17 protein-coding genes are annotated in these 17,197 nt (G+C 47.6%); 4 read left to right on the top strand and 13 right to left on the bottom strand.

Translation table 11 applies throughout. The features are described 5' to 3' along the window. Positions 1-72 precede the first annotated feature (72 nt). The gene (gene glmM / locus ACYZ97_RS09775; protein WP_473298473.1) at positions 73-1,428 is read left to right on the top strand and encodes a phosphoglucosamine mutase; all 1,356 of its coding nucleotides are present in this window, start codon (positions 73-75) and stop codon (positions 1,426-1,428) included. A gap of 159 nt (positions 1,429-1,587) precedes the next feature. Next, complete coding sequence (locus tag ACYZ97_RS09770; RefSeq protein WP_473298471.1) at positions 1,588-2,301, top strand: outer membrane protein; 714 nt, start codon at positions 1,588-1,590, stop codon at positions 2,299-2,301. On the opposite strand, the gene prmC is transcribed toward ACYZ97_RS09770, so the two are convergent. From prmC to ACYZ97_RS09750, 4 genes are all read right to left on the bottom strand, one after another. Continuing rightward, positions 2,294-3,157: a peptide chain release factor N(5)-glutamine methyltransferase gene (gene prmC, locus ACYZ97_RS09765; protein ID WP_473298469.1), complete on the bottom strand. Its 864-nt coding sequence runs from the start codon at positions 3,155-3,157 to the stop codon at positions 2,294-2,296. The two genes, ACYZ97_RS09770 and prmC, sit on opposite strands and share 8 nt — an antisense overlap. Continuing rightward, entirely contained in the window at positions 3,154-4,233 is a 1,080-nt protein-coding gene (gene prfA / locus ACYZ97_RS09760) for a peptide chain release factor 1 (RefSeq protein ID WP_473298467.1), read from the bottom strand. Before prfA ends, prmC begins: the two co-directional genes overlap by 4 nt. 49 nt (positions 4,234-4,282) lie before the next feature. Further along, the gene (ptsP, locus tag ACYZ97_RS09755; protein WP_473298465.1) at positions 4,283-6,553 is read right to left on the bottom strand and encodes a phosphoenolpyruvate--protein phosphotransferase; all 2,271 of its coding nucleotides are present in this window, start codon (positions 6,551-6,553) and stop codon (positions 4,283-4,285) included. 154 nt (positions 6,554-6,707) lie between these two features. After that, on the bottom strand, positions 6,708-7,961 hold the full coding sequence (locus ACYZ97_RS09750) for an aspartate kinase (RefSeq protein WP_473298463.1): 1,254 nt from the start codon (positions 7,959-7,961) through the stop codon (positions 6,708-6,710). Positions 7,962-8,282: 321 nt separating this feature from the next. Between ACYZ97_RS09750 and ubiG the strand changes: the two genes are divergently transcribed. Beyond that, positions 8,283-9,026 carry a bifunctional 2-polyprenyl-6-hydroxyphenol methylase/3-demethylubiquinol 3-O-methyltransferase UbiG gene (gene ubiG / locus ACYZ97_RS09745; RefSeq protein WP_473298462.1) on the top strand — a complete coding sequence of 248 codons (744 nt, stop codon included), beginning with the start codon at positions 8,283-8,285 and terminating at the stop codon, positions 9,024-9,026. A gap of 22 nt (positions 9,027-9,048) precedes the next feature. On the opposite strand, the gene ACYZ97_RS09740 is transcribed toward ubiG, so the two are convergent. The 3 genes from ACYZ97_RS09740 to ACYZ97_RS09730 all read right to left on the bottom strand — a co-directional run bounded on the left by ACYZ97_RS09740 (position 9,049) and on the right by ACYZ97_RS09730 (position 10,552). Beyond that, the gene (locus tag ACYZ97_RS09740) at positions 9,049-9,474 is read right to left on the bottom strand and encodes a DUF1178 family protein (RefSeq protein WP_473298460.1); all 426 of its coding nucleotides are present in this window, start codon (positions 9,472-9,474) and stop codon (positions 9,049-9,051) included. Next, complete coding sequence (grxC, locus tag ACYZ97_RS09735) at positions 9,471-9,725, bottom strand: glutaredoxin 3 (RefSeq protein ID WP_473298458.1); 255 nt, start codon at positions 9,723-9,725, stop codon at positions 9,471-9,473. Before grxC ends, ACYZ97_RS09740 begins: the two co-directional genes overlap by 4 nt. 71 nt (positions 9,726-9,796) lie before the next feature. Beyond that, a complete protein-coding gene (locus ACYZ97_RS09730; RefSeq protein ID WP_473298456.1) occupies positions 9,797-10,552 on the bottom strand; it encodes a ComF family protein in 756 nt (251 codons plus the stop codon). A gap of 68 nt (positions 10,553-10,620) precedes the next feature. Between ACYZ97_RS09730 and ACYZ97_RS09725 the strand changes: the two genes are divergently transcribed. Further along, entirely contained in the window at positions 10,621-11,493 is an 873-nt protein-coding gene (locus tag ACYZ97_RS09725; RefSeq protein WP_473298454.1) for a methyltransferase domain-containing protein, read from the top strand. Between the two features lie 2 nt (positions 11,494-11,495). Here the strand turns inward: ACYZ97_RS09725 and ACYZ97_RS09720 are convergent, their stop codons facing one another. From ACYZ97_RS09720 to ACYZ97_RS09695, 6 genes are all read right to left on the bottom strand, one after another. Further along, on the bottom strand, positions 11,496-12,887 hold the full coding sequence (locus ACYZ97_RS09720; protein WP_473298453.1) for an L-cystine transporter: 1,392 nt from the start codon (positions 12,885-12,887) through the stop codon (positions 11,496-11,498). Positions 12,888-13,052: 165 nt separating this feature from the next. Then, complete coding sequence (locus ACYZ97_RS09715; RefSeq protein ID WP_473298451.1) at positions 13,053-13,355, bottom strand: hypothetical protein; 303 nt, start codon at positions 13,353-13,355, stop codon at positions 13,053-13,055. Positions 13,356-13,426: 71 nt separating this feature from the next. Beyond that, the gene (locus ACYZ97_RS09710; RefSeq protein WP_473298450.1) at positions 13,427-13,846 is read right to left on the bottom strand and encodes a (deoxy)nucleoside triphosphate pyrophosphohydrolase; all 420 of its coding nucleotides are present in this window, start codon (positions 13,844-13,846) and stop codon (positions 13,427-13,429) included. Further along, a complete protein-coding gene (locus tag ACYZ97_RS09705; protein ID WP_473298448.1) occupies positions 13,843-14,610 on the bottom strand; it encodes a GNAT family N-acetyltransferase in 768 nt (255 codons plus the stop codon). Before ACYZ97_RS09705 ends, ACYZ97_RS09710 begins: the two co-directional genes overlap by 4 nt. Beyond that, positions 14,591-15,823: a bifunctional glutamate N-acetyltransferase/amino-acid acetyltransferase ArgJ gene (gene argJ / locus ACYZ97_RS09700; RefSeq protein ID WP_473300677.1), complete on the bottom strand. Its 1,233-nt coding sequence runs from the start codon at positions 15,821-15,823 to the stop codon at positions 14,591-14,593. Before argJ ends, ACYZ97_RS09705 begins: the two co-directional genes overlap by 20 nt. A gap of 91 nt (positions 15,824-15,914) precedes the next feature. Next, positions 15,915-16,853, bottom strand: coding sequence for a peptidylprolyl isomerase (locus ACYZ97_RS09695; protein WP_473298446.1), 939 nt, complete (start codon positions 16,851-16,853; stop codon positions 15,915-15,917). Positions 16,854-17,197 lie beyond the last annotated feature (344 nt).

The raw sequence follows: 17,197 nt of genomic DNA, 5'->3' as shown, positions 1-17,197 counted from the left end.
TATAGCAAATATAGACAATTAGGGCATGGTAGGATATGCAGCTCTCACTATAGATTAAGAGGGGTCTTTTGCATGACTCGCAAATATTTTGGCACCGACGGTATTCGCGGTAAAGCCAACACTTTTCCTATGACGGCCGATATTGCCATGAAAGTTGGTATGGCTGTTGGTATTCTATTTCGTTCGACAGAGCGTGTGTCACGTGTTGTGATCGGCAAGGATACACGTCGTTCCGGTTATATGCTGGAAAATGCACTGGTTGCTGGTTTTACGGCAGCAGGCATGGATGTATTTCTGTTGGGACCAATTCCGACGCCAGCGGTTGCTATGCTTTGCCGTTCATTGCGTGCCGATATTGGTGTTATGATTTCTGCTTCTCATAATCCTTTTTATGATAACGGTATTAAGCTTTTTGGTCCGGATGGTTTTAAATTGTCCGATGATATTGAGGCGAAGATCGAACATTTGATTCAGACTGATATGACGTCTGAACTTGCGGGTTCTACCCAGATTGGCCGCGCTAAACGTGTGGATGGCGATATTTACCGCTATATTGAATTTGCCAAGCGTACCATGCCGCGTGAGGTCCGTCTGGATGGTATGCGTATTGTTGTTGATTGTGCTTATGGCGCTGCCTATAAGGCGGCTCCGCTTGCTTTGTGGGAATTGGGTGCCGAAGTCATTACAATTAATGATCAGCCCAATGGTCTCAATATTAATGAGGATAGTGGCTCTACCCATCCGGTAGGCTTGATGCGAAAAGTGAATGAAGTGCGTGCTGATGCTGGTATCGCCCTTGATGGTGACGGTGATCGTGTTGTGATGGTGGATGAGACCGGCGCGATTGTCGATGGTGACCAGTTGATGGCTGTGATTGCTGAAAATTGGCTGGCATCGGGACGGTTGCGCGGTGGCGGCATTGCTGCAACTGTCATGTCCAATCTGGGGCTGGAGCGTTTTATCAATGATCTGGGTCTTAATCTTGCCCGCACCAAGGTGGGGGACCGTTATGTCGTTGAATATATGCGTGTGCATGGCCTGAATATAGGCGGCGAGCAATCGGGTCATATTGTGTTGACGGATTTTGGAACAACAGGCGATGGTCTTGTATCCGCGTTGCAGATATTGAGCTGTGTCAAGGAAACCGGTCTACCTATGTCGAAGTTATGTCACAGATTTGATCCGGTTCCACAATTGCTCAAAAATGTGCGTATCGAGCCTGGCGCCAAACCGCTGGATGACAAGCATGTTAAACAGGTCATTGCTGATTGTGAAAATGATTTGGGTAAGAATGGCCGCTTTGTTATCCGTCCGTCTGGTACAGAACCCTTAATTCGCATTATGGCGGAAGGGGATGATTATAAGCTTGTTGAAAGAGTAGTCGACGATATTGTCGATGCTGTAGTCAAAGTACGCGATAGTATTTGATTGTTTATCCATTTTTTGAAAGGCCGCCCTTTGAGGCGGTTTTTTTTATCGAAAATAGTTCCTTAATATTTATGGTTAAGAGGGCCTTAACCAATATCCTTTAAAGACTGCAGAAATCGGTTTGTTTTATCGACCGTCAGTATTAAGGGGCGATCTAGAATGAAATATCTGGCTATCATGACAATGGCTTTTGTCGGCATGACGGGGATCGCCCATGGTGCGGATATCAATTTTGATAATGTGCCGGAAGTTACAATTAAAAACGAAAAGCGAAGCTTTTATATTAAAGGCTATCTTGGTGGTTCAATCCTTGATCTTTCGTCATTTGATCATATGGGCGGTTATGGACGATGGTCTGATAAAGCTAGTCTTGATGACGCTAATTTTATGGGCGGCGTTGGTGTCGGTTATCGTTTTTCAGATCTGTTGCGTGTTGATGGTACGGTTGAGTATCGTGCTAAAAACAAACTCGGGGCAAAAGATAGGTTTGGTCTGGATGAACGACGCTATAGTGGTGATGTGTCTTCAACGGTTCTCATGGCCAATGCCTATGTCGATCTGGCGACGGTCAAATATGTAACCCCCTATCTGGGCTTTGGTGTTGGTGCCGCCGCTAATCATATATCCGACTTTTCCGTGCAGTCATCTGCCGGAAAACGGTCATTCTCATCTAATACCAATTGGGATTTTGCCTGGGCCTTACATACCGGTTTTGCAGTTAAGTTGAACCAGCGGGCGACATTGGATATTGGTTACAGCTATTCTGATCTTGGTGACGCCAAAACCGGTAATAACCATGGTATATCTTCCATGAAGGCTGATCACTTGACGTCACATGACATTAAAATTGGTCTTCGATACGCTTTCAGATAAGCTGGAAAAGCAGAGCGCGGATAATGTCGGATAGATCTTTTTTATAACCGATCTGTTTGAATCCGTGTTTTAAAAATAACGCTTCGACATCTCTTTCTTGACCCTTACCAATTTCGACCCCCACCATGCCATATGGATGAAGAAATTCCGATGCGTTTGAAGCAATGAGACGATAAAAATCAAGGCCATCCGGACCGCCATCGAGTGCCTGAATTGGATCGAAGGCTTTTACCTCTCGTTCAAGTGTCTCAATCTCATGGCTTGGAATATAGGGTGGATTAGACAGAATAAAATCAAAACGGCCCTTGATGTTTTTAAATCCATTGCTGTGGCAAATATTGAAGCGATTGGCGACTTTCGCATTTTCAGCGTTTATTTGGGCCGTTTTTAGCGCACCAACAGATATATCGACGCCAAGGCCTTGAGCAGTTTCAATCTGCGTGAGGATTGTTATGGCAATCGCACCGGTTCCTGTGCCAAGATCAATAAAGCTGATCCCGCTATTGCTTTGCGCTTTATCACGCATCGGTTGCAAAACCAGACCGACAAGAGCCTCGGTATCATCTCGTGGTTCCAAGGTTTCAGCCGATAATATGAAGGGAAGACCATAAAATTCACGTTCACCAATAATACGGTAGACAGGTTCACCTTTCAGTCGACGGTGCAGCGCTTCTTGTAATTTTTTTTCTGCGGCGGCACAGACCGTTTGGTCGGGTGCCATGATCATGTCTTTACGTGTGGTGCCTGTTGTCCATTCAACGAGCAGACGTGCATCTTGTGATGCATTGGGTATATCAGCTTGTGCAAGACGGTTTTTGCTATCCGCCAGCAAGGCTGCAAGCGTTATACTTTTCAACCGGCTTCTCCCATTGCAGCCAGCAGTGCGGTTTGATGGTCGGCAATCAATGCATCGACCAGTTCGTCCAATTCACCCTCCATGACGCGATCCAGCTTATAGAGGGTTAGATTGATGCGATGGTCGGTCACGCGTCCTTGAGGGAAATTATAGGTACGGATACGTTCGGAACGATCACCTGAACCAACTTGGGCTTTACGTGAGGCAGAGCGCTCTGCATCGGCTTTTTGGCGCTCCATATCGTAAAGACGTGCGCGTAAGATCTGCATGGCCCGTGCGCGGTTCTGGTGCTGTGATTTTTCTGCCTGTACGACCATGATGCCGGTTGGAATATGGGTGATGCGTACGGCTGAATCGGTGGTATTGACATGCTGTCCGCCGGCACCTGATGCACGCATGGTATCAATACGGATATCTTCATTGCGGATTTCAACATCGATATCTCCGGCTTCCGGTAAAACAGCAACAGTGGCTGCCGATGTATGTATACGACCGCCGGCTTCTGTTTCCGGTACACGCTGGACCCGATGGGTGCCGGATTCAAATTTTAGTTTGGAAAAGACGCCCTGACCGGAGACCGTTGCAATAATTTCCTTATAGCCGCCGACATCGCCATCGCTGCTCGAGACCAGCTCGACTTTCCAGCCATGGGCACTGGCATAGCGCTCATACATACGGAATAGATCACCGGCAAACAGAGCCGCTTCCGAACCGCCTGTACCGGCACGGATTTCAAGAATGGCACTTTTGTTATCGGCCGCATCTTTGGGCAGCAGTAAAATCTGCACCTGATTTTCAAGCTGTTCGATTTTTTCACGCAAAAGCGGCAACTCGTCTTCGGCCAAGGCTCGCATATCTGTATCCGTTGCCTTGTCATTCAACATAGCTTCCAGATCATTGGCTTCGCGATGGGCTGCATTCAGTTCACGGATCGGTCCGACAATTGGTTGCAAATCGGCATATTCGGAGGCGAGTTTGACATAAGTATCGGGATCTGGATTGTTTGCCATTTGGCTTTCAATCATTTCGAACCGTTTTTCGAGCTGGTTCATACGATCCTGAGGTAGGGCGACCATTTCTTTTATCCGTTATTCAAAGTGGTTTCGGTATCAAACAACATAAAGATCAGGACAAGCTGACTTTATGGTCTTCAGCAAATTTTATCAACCAATCACGCAGATTGTCTTGCTCTGGATTTTTTAGTTTTTCTTGCAATTGTTGTTGCAGCGCTTTGGCATCAAGGCTGAGAACCATGGCTTTTACCGGCCCGATGGCAGAGGGTGTCATAGACATGCGGGTAAAGCCGAGTCCGATTAGAGCCATGGCTGAAAGCGGACGGGCGGCAAGTTCACCGCATAGTGTCAGCGGTGTATCATTGCGCTCGCTGGCTTCAACAATATGGCGCAGAACGCGCATGAAGCCCACAGACATCCATTCAAAACGCGAGGCCAACATCTGATTGGAGCGATCTACCGCCAAAACAAATTGGAAGAGATCGTTGGAGCCGACAGAAACAAAGTCGACTTCTTTCATCAATTCATCAAGCTGAAAAACAAGTGCAGGTACTTCGATCATGGCGCCGAGTTTGATTCGTGTTGGCAAAGGGTGACCAAAACGGGTGAGATAGGTAATCTCACGATCAATTAACTGACGCGTACGGTGGATTTCGGCAATTTCGCTGACCATAGGTAAAAGAATGCGTAATTCACGCCCACCCGAGGCTTTCAGCAAGGCGCGTAACTGTGTCCGCATCAAAGCCGGACGATCAAGCGTCAAACGTACGGCGCGCCAGCCGAGCGCCGGATTTTCTTCTTTTCCTTTGGCGCGAAAATAGGGAAGCACTTTGTCACCGCCAATATCAAGCGTACGGAAAGTGACAGGTTTGCTGCCTGCCTCTTTATAGACAGCACGGTAGAGTTTTTCTTGTTGTTCGGCCCGAGGAAAGGTTGACGCAATCATGAATTGCAATTCCGTACGGAAGAGGCCTATTCCTTGTGCACCGGCTTCATTAAGTTGAGGCAGATCGACTAGCAATCCGGCATTCATTAAAAGTGTAATGGCAGCGCCATCCTTGGTGATGGCGGGAATATCACGCAGTTCTTTATATTGCTTTTGTTTTTGAGCACGAAAGTGAGCTTTTTCCGCATAAGCACGTTCAACTTCGACAGGAGGTCGCAAGTGGACACGTCCGTCATCCCCGTCAATGATAATTGAATCATCGTTTTCAGATAGTGAAACAATGCCCTTGGCCTGACCGACAACGGGTATACCCATTGCACGGGCAACGATGGAAACATGACTTGTTGCAGCACCGTCTTCCAGCACAAGACCGCGCAGATTTTCGCGCGGATAATCGAGTAGTTCAGCTGCACCCATAGAACGGGCAACAATAATGGCGTCCTTGGGCAGGGATTCAGCAACAGTTTCGCGGGTGCGCCCCATTAACTGGTGTAGCAAACGGTTGGCGAGATCATCAAAATCGGAAAGCCGCTCACGAAGATAAGGGTCTGTCATGTGGAGCATACGGGCGCGTGTATCGCTTTGAACCTTTTCAACGGCTGCTTCTGCTGTCAAACCGTTGCGAATAGCCTCTTCCAGACGCCTGACCCAGCCATTATCATAGGCAAACATACGGTAGGCCTCCAGAACGTCGCGGTGTTCGCCTTCAATGGCGACATCGGAGCGTTTGAGCAGGTCGTCGATTGAAAGCCGCAAGGATCCCATGGCGTTGGAAAGCTTTTCAAGCTCGATGTTTGAATCTTCATTGAAAAGATTGGTCACAACAATACGGGGTTCATGGAGAACCACATGACCCAAGCCAATTCCTTCATTCAGGTGTTCACCCTTTAAACTAAAGGGACGGCGTACGTCGATATCAAGATTGGGTCTGGCAAAACGTGGTAGTTCGCCGGCAGCGATCATTTCAGCCAGAACCATGGCAACGGTTTCAAGCGCTTCGACTTCGTCATCGCTATAAACACGCTGCTTGCGGTTTTGGACAACCAGCACGCCGAGTGTGCGGCCGGCTCGTAAAATAGGCACCCCCAGAAAGGATGAATAAATTTCTTCGCCGGTTTCCGGTAGATAGGCAAAGGCCGGATGATTCTGGGCATCCGTCAGGTTCAGTGCGCGTGCATTGGCCGCAATGGTACCAACAAGACCATGGCCAAGGCGTAGTTGTGCAAGGTGCACGGCTTCAGGATTAAGGCCGTGCGTGGCATAAAGTTCAAGAATACCATCAGAGCGAAGCACGTAAAAGGAGCAGACTTCCGCTACCATAGTGTTCGCAATTTCGTTGACGATACGGTCAAGACGCGTTTGTGGCTCCATGGCTTCTGCCATGAAAGCACGCAATCGCTTGAGAAGCACTCTCGGCCCTGCCTTCGCCTGCTTCATAATCTTGCTTGAACTCCCATTCCGTTAATCTTGCAAAACATAAGGGACCATTTGAGCGCCCATATTTTCGAAGCATGATAGTAACCACGATTCGGATCAATACCAAACCCTATATTATTTATTGGTTTGATCTGGTCTGACCGAAATGTAGTTATCAATCTTTATCTAGGCCGTAAATGCTATGCAATGTGCGCACAGCCAGTTCGGTATAGGCGGCATCAATCAAGATTGAAATTTTAATTTCCGATGTGGTGATGGCGCGAATATTGATTCCTTTTTCGGCCAATGCTTTGAATGCCGTTGCCGCAACACCCGCATGAGAACGCATACCGATACCGATAACCGAAATTTTTGCCAGATCGGAATCGGACTGGATAACATCATAACCAATTTCTTCGCATTGTTTTTCAATAATACGCACGGCCTTATCGACATCTGTCGACGGGACGGTAAAAGTCATATCGGTTTTTGAGCCGTCTTCGGAAACATTTTGCACGATCATATCGACATTGATGTGTTCGTCGGCAAGAGGACCGAAAATAGCGGCTGAAATGCCGGGTCTGTCAGCCAGACGGCGTAATGATATCTGGGCTTCGTCTTTGGCAAAAGCGATGCCGGTTACTACCTGCTGTTCCACGATTTCATCCTCATCACAAATCAACGTGCCGGGCGGGTTAATCGGATCACCCATACCCGGAGCGTCCGGATCTTCAAAAGAAGAGCGTACAAATGTACGCACCTTATGCACCATGGCAAGCTCGACCGAGCGAACTTGCAATACCTTAGCCCCTAATGAGGCCATTTCCAACATTTCTTCAAAGGCTACTTTTGGCAGACGCCGGGCTTTTGGTTCAACACGTGGATCGGTTGTATAGACGCCGTCAACATCGGTATAGATGTCGCAACGATCAGCTTGAACTGCTGCTGCGATGGCAACGGCACTGGTGTCGGAACCGCCGCGGCCTAGCGTCGAAATGCGATTGTCAGGCGCCAGCCCCTGAAAACCGGCAATGACGGCGACTTGGCCTTCTTTGAAACGTTGAATCAGAAAAGAGCCGTCAATATCGGTAATGCGCGCAGCTCCGTGGGCATTGTCTGTGCGGATCGGAATCTGCCAGCCCAACCATGAACGGGCATGAACACCCATGGCTTGCAATGTAATGGCCAAGAGGCCGGCAGTAACCTGTTCACCCGAGGCGACAACGACATCATATTCACGTGCATCATGCATAGGCGAAGCTTCACGTGTCCAGCCGACAAGTTCGTTTGTTTTGCCGGACATGGCTGAAACAACAACAGCGACTTCATTGCCGGCATCAACTTCACGCTTGACGTGGCGTGCCACGTTGCGGATGCGTTCGATATTGGCAACCGATGTTCCGCCGAATTTCATGACAATGCGGGCCATTTTTTCTTTTTGCCTCTTTGAAGAAAACCATTTTTAAGGTGGCAATTGATTGATGTCGATAAAAATACTCAGGCTGCATAGCCAAAAACGATGGATTTAGCAAGGTGTATAGGTGCCTATATTTGTAAATCACTTTGATTATGAAGCTGTTCGCGTCGCTTGAATCCTTCGGTTTGGCTCTTGACTTTTGTGCCAATCAGGTCGAGTTGATAAAATGTGACAGCTATTTTGAAATATTGTTAAAATGGCTAATATATTCGCGCAAGAAAATAGGGATTGGCCAATGATGTGTTTGGTAATCCTTTGTTGAAGGAGAGCGCTATGGCCGAAGTCGCCCGTACAACCATTGATGAGACGCAAGTCGCACATTTTTCAGCCATTGCCGCAGAATGGTGGAATCCATCCGGGAAATTCCGTCCATTACATAAATTCAATCCGGCACGCTTGTCATATATTAAAGAAAAGATTTGCTTAGCGTTTGATCGTGATCCGCTTGCTAATCAGCCATTAAAAGGATTGCGATTGCTTGATATTGGTTGTGGTGGCGGTTTGTTGTGTGAGCCGATGGCCCGTTTGGGAGCTGAAGTTGTCGGGGCCGATGCATCTGCAACCAATATCGAAGTGGCGAAGATCCATGCCGAACAAAGTGGTCTGACGATCGATTATCGCGCCACTACATCGGAAGAGCTTGCAAAGGCAGGTGAAAAATTTGATGTTGTCTTGAACATGGAAGTGGTTGAACATGTTGCCGATGTCGATCTTTTCATGGCAACAAGCGCCCAGATGGTCAAGCCGCAGGGATTGATGTTTGTTGCTACGCTCAACCGGACGCTCAAGGCTTGGGCGCTGGCGATTGTTGGTGCTGAATATGTATTGCGGTGGCTGCCGAAAGGTACACATGATTATAATAAGTTTCTTACCCCTGCCGAGATTAAGACCCACCTTGAGAAAAGCCGTCTAACATTGATTGATGAAACCGGCATTACCTATAATCCGTTGACAGATAGCTGGAACCGGTCAAAAGATATGGATATCAATTATATGTTGCTGGCCCGACGACTCTGATTTTATATCAACTGTTTTAAATCTAGTTCTTGTCTTCCGGTAGGGAAGGTAGCGGCATGACGGCAATACCTTCATCTAGTAACGAGCTGACTTCCTCGACATTGGCTTCGCCATAGATGGCATGAGGGTCTTTTTCACCATAGTGGATCTTACGGGCTTCTTCGGCAAAATTTTCACCGACATAATCGGCTTTTTCGCGTACTTCCTGCGCGAGTTTGCGTAATTTTTCCAATGCTTGGCGCTGCTCGTCATTCAGACCCATACCGACCCGCTCTTTTTTACGCGAGGTCGAAACAGCCGGTGTCATGAGTGTTTTTTCTATTTTTGTCGAGCCGCAAACCGGACAGGAAACAAGGTGTTGCGTAACCTGTTTTTCAAAATCCTCATTATGACGGAACCAGCCATCAAATTCGTGAGCCTGATCGCATGCCAGCGAAAAATGGATCATCCTGCCTCCGCCAGTAATGGATCAAGTTTTCCGGCTGCATCCAGCGCAAAAAGGTCATCACAGCCGCCGACATGATGTTCATTGATAAAAATTTGCGGAAATGTATTGTGACCGTGGGCGCGCTCAACCATTTCAGAACGGCGATCACCGCTAGCGTCAATTTCATCAAAATCAACGCCTTTTTGGGCTAGAAGCTGCATTGCGCGCGTACAGAAGGGGCAACCCGGTTTGGTATAGATGGTAATGGCCATGATTATTCTCCGTTTTGTTTTATATAATCATCTTGATAACCAAGCTCAAGCATCTTGCTGTAGTAGGCTGTTTATGGCTTTTGCCATACGCGTGAAAAAGTTAATATATCAACGGTTTGTGCTTTGGCGCGCAGGAGTGCACGACTGGCCGATTTGACGGTGGCGCCTGTTGTATAGACATCATCGATGAGCAGGATGTGCTGTCCTTCGATATGGGGTCGGTTGTGTTTTTCGACATGAAAGGCCGCTCGTACATTATCTTCACGTTCGCGGGCATTAAGCCTTGTCTGTTGTCGGGTTCTTTTACGGCGTTGTAAAAGACCGGCATGAAAAGATTTTTGTGTTTTATGGGCAATGTGGCGGGCAAGTTCTGCCGATTGGTTGTAGCGACGCTTGAAAAAACGCCAATGATGCAGCGGGACCGGAATAATAATATCAGCCTCGTCGATCAGCTCACGACCGGCTGTAATCATCAAGTTTGCCATGGTTGCAGCAAGGTCTGTTCGTTCGCCATATTTAAGACGCGTGACCAGTTTACGGGCTAGCCCGTCATGGATAAGCACCGAGCGCGCCCGCCGGAATGGCGGTGGTGTATTGAAGGCTTCGCCGCTTATAAAGCCCTCTCCTGCATCATAGCACAATGGTATGCCCATTATTGGGCAAAGTGGTGGCGTAATGAAATCAAGGGATGTCCAGCAGTCGGTACATAGAACACCGTGGCTTGAAACTGCGACACCGCACCCTGAACATGTTGGTGGCAATAATATATCGGTTAAGAACCGCTTCAGGCTTTGAGGCCATGAAGTGATTGGCAATTTATTAGTCATAATGCATCATGCCGGAATATATGTTTAAGAACAATTGACCTTGGTGATAAAAAGGAACAAAAAAGGCTATGGATCATTCGTCAATTTTCGATCATGCGCTGATTGAGCGTTTTCGCTGCCGGGCCTACCAGCAATATGTGGCGGGTAACGATTTTTTGCTTGCCCGTGTCGCTGAAGACCTCGGTGAGCGGCTTGCAACTGTCGAGCGTCAATTTGAAAAAGCTATTGATTTGCATGGCCATACAGGGCTGGCAGTCGATATATTGCGACAATCGGGAAAAGTCGGTGCGACCGAACGGATCGAGACTGATAAGGCCTATTTGCGCGAACAAAATGGACAAGTCAGAACACGTGAAAATATTGATCTTATGCCGCAGAATTCCGATCTTATTGTTTCGCTTTTATCATTGCATATGGTCAATGATGTACCCGGTGTTTTAATCCAGATCAGAAATGCACTAAAACCGGATGGTCTGTTTCTTGGTGTGATGGCGGGCGCGGGAACATTGTATGAATTGCGCGAAAGTTTGTTGGCGGCAGAAAGTGAAATTTATGGTGGGGTCAGTCCACGTATTTTTCCTTTTGCCGAGGTTCGCGATGTTGGCTCCTTGTTGCAGCGTGCGGGCTTTGCCCTGCCTGTGACCGATGTTGAAAACGTGACTGTTCGGTATGATAATATTTTTGCCTTGATGCGTGATTTACGTGCTTTTGGTGCGCAGAATGCACTTTTAAACCGTTCGCGTCGTCCTGTTTCCAAGCGCTTTTTTATGCGTGCAGGAGAAATTTATGCCGAGCGGTTCAGCGATCTTGATGGCCGTATCCGCGCGACATTCTCATTCATTTGGATGTCGGGTTGGGCACCGCATGAAAGCCAACAAAAGCCTGCCAAACGTGGCAGCGCAACTGTTTCGCTGGCGACGATATTGAATGATAAAAGCTAATTTTATGTCGAGTGTAATTGTGTTTCCTCGTCATTGTTAAGAATAACCTTGTCGGTCTCATGCAATATCCGGCTTGTGACAGTGCCAGCCGTAATGGCACCATTGACGTTCAGGGCGGTGCGGCCCATATCGATGAGCGGTTCGATTGAAATCAGCAAGGCAACTAGTGTAACAGGCATGCCCATGGCTGGCAGGACGATGAGGGCGGCGAAAGTTGCGCCGCCGCCGACGCCGGCAACGCCGATAGAGCTTAATGTAACAATACCGACAAGCGTAGCAATCCAGGCAGGATCAAGCGGATTGATGCCCATGGTCGGTGCAATCATGGTCGCCAGCATGGACGGATAGATGCCTGCACAACCATTCTGGCCGATAGTTGCCCCGAAAGAGGCTGCAAAACTGGCTATTGCTTGTGGGACGCCTAATCGTTGTGTCTGCGCTTCAATGGACAATGGAATGCTGGCTGCGCTAGAACGACTGGTAAAAGCAAAGGTGAGGACAGGCAATATCTTGCGAAAAAACCGCAAAGGGTTGATCCCGCACAGTGAAACCAACACAGCATGAATGCCGAACATGATAGCCATTGCCAGATATGAAGCGACAATAAAGGTTAAAAGTTTCAATACATCTTCTATATTGGAGGTTGCGGTCATTTTGGTCATCAAGACGAGAACGCCATAAGGGGTCAATGCAATTACAAGGCGTACGAGTTTCATCACCCAGCTTTGCAATGTATCAATCGCAAAAAGAACGGCATTGCCTTTTTCTTCATCATCCTTTTTGAGGCGGATTGCGGCAAGACCTAGAAAAACAGCAAAAATGACGACGCTGATAATCGATGTCGGATGGATGCCGGTGAGTTCGGCAAACGGATTTTTAGGAATGAAAGATAAAATGAGTTGGGGAACGCTTAATTCAGCAATCTTGCCGATATAATTGGTTTCAATGGCGCTTAGACGGGCGGTTTCGGCCGCGCCTTGCACAAGCCCTTGCGATGTCAGGCCGAAAGTATTGACCATCATTATGCCGATAAAAGCAGAAATAGCTGTGGTAAAAAGCAGAGTGCCGATGGTAAGGGAACTGATTTTTCCCAAAGAGGAAGCCGAGTGTAAACGGGCAACAGCTGAAAGAATGGAAGCAAAAACCAAAGGCATAACAACCATTTGCAAGAGCAATACATAACCATTGCCGATGATGTTGAACCATTCGATGGAACGGCTTAGCACATCGTTTTTGAAGCCGTATATGGCCTGTAGGGCGGCGCCGAAAACAACGCCGATAATAAGACCGACCAGAACCCGCCGAGAAAGTGACCAGTTTAGCGAGCGGGTGCGTGCCAGTAAAATGAGCAATGCAGCAAGCACAACAAGGTTGATGATAAAATATAGGGTCATTTCTTTTGCCTAATCTGGATGAATGAAGGGCTCCCATTCTTTTATACAGGTAGGAAGCAAAAGAAGCAAAAGAACGGTTTCGCGTGTGGTGGGCATCGTTAGAAAAACATTGCCCTATACGACCTTTATATAAAAATTACATCCGTTTGTATAAATTTGTACCGTTTAGTTCGGGGCAAATGCGCTGTGGTTGTTAATGGGCAAGTTGCCGAGTGTGGGTAAGTTGGCAGATGGTGTTGTTTTCAAGCTGTTGTCACGATGAATAGAGCCAGTCATGGTGTAGTCGGGCTGATTATCAAAGAGGTTCTGTGTCAGTTGCCGATCGGCTTGTTCAGCCAGAATGGGAACTAATATAAGACCTAAAGCAACGGCAATGGAACCGAACAGGAGAACAATACGCAAAAAACCCGGACCGGCCCCTCTTGGAGTGTCCAATCCATGAAAATCTATAAATTCGTGGTTACGCATCACAAAAACTCCACGTTTTTCTTTAGGGGAGCTTAGCAAATGAGATATTAAAAAGTGATTAAACGGGTATGCTAAATGGTTAACAAATCACGTAAATGCGGTATAAGGGGAATATCTGCATCAGGCATTGGATAGTTATTAAGATGTTGGGGGTGTACCCATTTGAGGGCCTGCCCTTCACGTGATTGGGGGATGCCTTCAAAGCGGCGGCAAATATAGAGCGGCATTAATAGGTGGAAGCTCTCATAAGTATGACTAGCAAAGGTCAAGGGTGCAAGACAGTCAATTTTCGTTGTGATTCCAAGCTCTTCATCAAGCTCGCGTATCAAGGCTTTTTCGGGTATTTCTCCGGCATCGACCTTACCGCCGGGGAATTCCCATAAACCGGCAAGTGATTTGCCTTCCGGCCTTTGAGCCAGCAATATGCGGTTATCGGTATCGATCAATGCACAGGCAACGACGAGAAGCAGTTTATGATTGGTTCCAGTCATGGCTTCTCCCATATCTGATAATCGTAAAGAGTTTGGAAACCATATTTTGAATAAAGCCTGATTGCGGGTGTATTATCATCGCTGACTTGCAGCCACATTTTTTCAACGCCTATTTCCTGCATCATGATCAACAGTGTATCCATAATATGTGATCCGATCTTTTGTCCGCGGCGTTGCGGCAAAATGGCAAAATCGAGAATACCGGCAAAGCTTCCATCCCTTACGATTAGAAGATTGGCAATGTCTAGACCGTCATCACGATAGATCAAGGGAATTGTTTCGCTTTTGATACGTTCTATAACACCACGTAAGGCTGCGGCAACCTGATTGTCATGAATATGGTTGAGAGCCGATGCTTGTACATAATTGTCGATATCACACATGACCATGGCGTGAGGGCCGTTGTATGTCGCTGCTTTTATGGATGCTTTTTGAAGGTCCAATACCATGTTATGAACGTTCAGCACTCGGTTCCAGCGCATTTTTTGTAACCATGCCATAAGCGCAGGAGGGGCCAAAGGCGTTGTTTTAAGCGCAAGGTTGCCTTCGATACAAAGACGCTGCAGGCGTGTGGCAAAATCTGCATCATCAGCAGGATCAAGCGGCACAACAGAATTCAGGCGCCTTGATGGATGCCCATGGGTGCGACGGATTGCATAGGTGCCATCATAATCGATATGTTCTGCCGGCCAAGCCCTTGCCATTAAGGCTTCAAGCTGGCGAACCATGCCAAGTGCGTGCGGATCAGCTACGGTAATCGCCATTGATTGCCACATATTCTTTTGTCAGATCACAGGTCCAAACGCGTGCTGTACCATGGCCAAGGCCTATATCGGCGCGGATGCGGATTTTATCATTTTTCATATAGTTGGATGCGGCTTCCTCGCTGTAATCGGGGTCGCGTTCGCCATCGACGGCAAGACGAAAATCACCAAACCATATGCTCAACCTGTCACGGTCGGCTTCTTCGCCGGCTTTACCAACGGCCATGACCACACGCCCCCAATTGGCATCTTCACCGGCTGCAGCTGTTTTAACCAGTGGTGAATTGGCAATGGAAAACGCAATTTTTTTGGCAGACTGATCTGAAACAGCGCCTGTTACATTGACTTCGATCAATTTTCTGGCGCCTTCACCATCGCAGGCAACCTGAACGGCAAGATCAAGAAGAAGATCGTCAAGGACAGCTTTGAAGGAAGTGATATGCGTGGAATTTATATTTTCGATGCGCTGGTTTTCTGCCTTTCCTGTTGCAAATAATAGCAGCGTATCGGAGGTTGATGTATCGCTATCAACTGTAATGCTGTTGAAACTTTGGTTGACGCCCTGACGTAAAAGGTCTTGTAGGACATTGGATGCGATATTGGCATCGGTAACAACAAAAGACAGCATGGTTGCCATATCGGGCGCAATCATGCCGGCGCCTTTGGCGATGCCGTTTATGGTGACGTGTTTGCCGTCTATATCAAGACTACGTGTTGCTACTTTTGCGAAGGTATCAGTTGTCATGATGGCTTGTGCGGCTTCAAGCCATTGATCACCGGTAGCTTTGTCCGGCAGTTCCTGCAGCAGATTGGAAAATTTTCCTGCATCAAGCGGTTCGCCAATGACGCCTGTTGAGGCTAGATAGATTTCATTGCTGCTGCATTGCAGCGCCTTGGCAGCTGCATCAGCGGTTATTTCGGTTGCTTGTCTGCCTTTTTTGCCGGTAAAGGCATTGGCATTGCCTGAATTGACAACGACACCGCGTGCACGGCCATGCTGTAGTGATGCGCGACAATGATCGACCGGTGCAGAAGGGCATCGTGAACGGGTGAAAACACCGGCAACGTCAGCTGGTTTGTCAAAAATCATAAAAAGAAGATCGGTACGGTTCTTATATTTTATACCTGCTTGTGCAGTTGCCATTTTGACACCATTAATTACAGGCATTTTGATTTTTTCTTTAGGGGCCAGGGGGGAAACGGTTGCGCCCATCATCTTCTCCTTCAGATCATGTGACAGATATAAAAATACCGAATGTCATATGACATTCGGTATCATTGTTTTTTGTTTTGCGAAAGAGTGCTTATTCGTTGTCTTCTTCGCCTTCACCAGCAGGTGCATCTTCATCATCCGGTTTGGCCATGGCCTTGGCAACAGCCTCATCAGGATATTTAGGGTTGAGCTTGGCACGCAAATCACCAATTTCCTGCTGGTAGCGCTCACGCACGATCATGGCTTTTATGGCATCTTTTACATCGTCAAGTGCCGGTGGCTGTTTGGGACGACGATCTTCAAGCTTGATCACATGCCAGCCAAAGGGCGTTTCGACCGGTGTTTTTGTATATTCGCCGGGCTTTAATGCAAAAGCAGCTTTTTCAAAGGGTTCGACCATCTGTCCATGGCTGAAATATCCTAGATCGCCACCGACCGAGGCCGAGCCATCTTGTGAGGATTTTTTAGCAAGTTCTTCAAACTTGCCGCCTTTGTCCAGTTCGGCAATGATCTTTTCTGCCTCTTCCTTGGTTTTGACAAGGATATGACGTGCATGGACTTCTTCTTCTTTAGGCAGGTTGGCAATTTCTTTGTCATAGCGCGCCTTGAGCTCGCTATCGCTGACCTTGTCCATGATTTCTTTTTGGAAATAAAGCTGCTGAAGAACATTGGAACGTGCAATGTCCATACGTTTTTCAAATTCCGGTCCCTTGTCGAGTCCCTTATCGACGGCCGCATGGGAAAGAGCAATCATATCGACATAAATGCGCAATGTAGTTAGACGGCGCTGTTCATCCGGCATACGGGCAAGGTTGGGATCAATTGTATCGGCCAATTCGTCGAGCTGTGCAACGGTAATGTCTTTGCCGTCAATAACAGCGACGACATGCGCCGGATCAGCAGGTATGGCCGCAGGCGCGGCTGCCGGATTGAGATTGGGTAGCGGGGACTGGGCCTGTGCCAGTGCGATTGTCGAACCTGAAAGAATTGTTGCGGCTGCAAGTGCGCGAAGGGTGGTTGCAAATTTCATAAACACTAATCTCCGTGAAAGGAATGAAACGGTTTGACCTGAAAAATAAGGCGAAACTTTGCTGTTTTCCTGTTTTTCATACTTTCAGACCGACTGGCTGATCACTTTATCGTACAAGCGCATCGGCGATCAGTAACTGTTTTACCACCGTACCCTTTAACCAAGAGTAAAAAGCGCGTTGACATCATGGTTTTGCATTCCTATCTGTGAAACAATATCGGTTGTTTTTCAGCTGTGTTTCCATAGACGGATAACGGTTTTTGGTTGAGAAAACTGGCTGATCCAGTTGTGATGGTTGCGTGGGTCCGGCGGGTAGTGTTAAAGCGATGTTGATGAGGCGGTTC

The organism is Bartonella sp. bp_1 (assembly GCF_055808085.1).
The sequence above is the reverse complement of the archived record's forward strand: the minus strand, read 5'-3'. Positions and strand labels throughout refer to the sequence as shown.

What these genes read in the sequence shown, in the direction of transcription:
- ACYZ97_RS09710 (WP_473298450.1), bottom strand. Translation starts at nt 13,846, where the DNA reads ATGACTGGAACCAATCATAAACTGCTTCTCGTCGTTGCCTGTGCATTG.
- ACYZ97_RS09695 (WP_473298446.1), bottom strand. Translation starts at nt 16,853, where the DNA reads ATGAAATTTGCAACCACCCTTCGCGCACTTGCAGCCGCAACAATTCTT.
- ACYZ97_RS09730 (WP_473298456.1), bottom strand. Translation starts at nt 10,552, where the DNA reads ATGACTAATAAATTGCCAATCACTTCATGGCCTCAAAGCCTGAAGCGG.
- ACYZ97_RS09740 (WP_473298460.1), bottom strand. Translation starts at nt 9,474, where the DNA reads ATGATCCATTTTTCGCTGGCATGCGATCAGGCTCACGAATTTGATGGC.
- ACYZ97_RS09750 (WP_473298463.1), bottom strand. Translation starts at nt 7,961, where the DNA reads ATGGCCCGCATTGTCATGAAATTCGGCGGAACATCGGTTGCCAATATC.
- ptsP (WP_473298465.1), bottom strand. Translation starts at nt 6,553, where the DNA reads ATGAAGCAGGCGAAGGCAGGGCCGAGAGTGCTTCTCAAGCGATTGCGT.
- argJ (WP_473300677.1), bottom strand. Translation starts at nt 15,823, where the DNA reads ATGGGCGCAACCGTTTCCCCCCTGGCCCCTAAAGAAAAAATCAAAATG.
- ACYZ97_RS09715 (WP_473298451.1), bottom strand. Translation starts at nt 13,355, where the DNA reads ATGCGTAACCACGAATTTATAGATTTTCATGGATTGGACACTCCAAGA.
- prfA (WP_473298467.1), bottom strand. Translation starts at nt 4,233, where the DNA reads ATGGTCGCCCTACCTCAGGATCGTATGAACCAGCTCGAAAAACGGTTC.
- ACYZ97_RS09720 (WP_473298453.1), bottom strand. Translation starts at nt 12,887, where the DNA reads ATGACCCTATATTTTATCATCAACCTTGTTGTGCTTGCTGCATTGCTC.
- ACYZ97_RS09705 (WP_473298448.1), bottom strand. Translation starts at nt 14,610, where the DNA reads ATGGCGATTACCGTAGCTGATCCGCACGCACTTGGCATGGTTCGCCAG.
- ACYZ97_RS09725 (WP_473298454.1), top strand. Translation starts at nt 10,621, where the DNA reads ATGGATCATTCGTCAATTTTCGATCATGCGCTGATTGAGCGTTTTCGC.
- glmM (WP_473298473.1), top strand. Translation starts at nt 73, where the DNA reads ATGACTCGCAAATATTTTGGCACCGACGGTATTCGCGGTAAAGCCAAC.
- ACYZ97_RS09770 (WP_473298471.1), top strand. Translation starts at nt 1,588, where the DNA reads ATGAAATATCTGGCTATCATGACAATGGCTTTTGTCGGCATGACGGGG.
- ubiG (WP_473298462.1), top strand. Translation starts at nt 8,283, where the DNA reads ATGGCCGAAGTCGCCCGTACAACCATTGATGAGACGCAAGTCGCACAT.
- grxC (WP_473298458.1), bottom strand. Translation starts at nt 9,725, where the DNA reads ATGGCCATTACCATCTATACCAAACCGGGTTGCCCCTTCTGTACGCGC.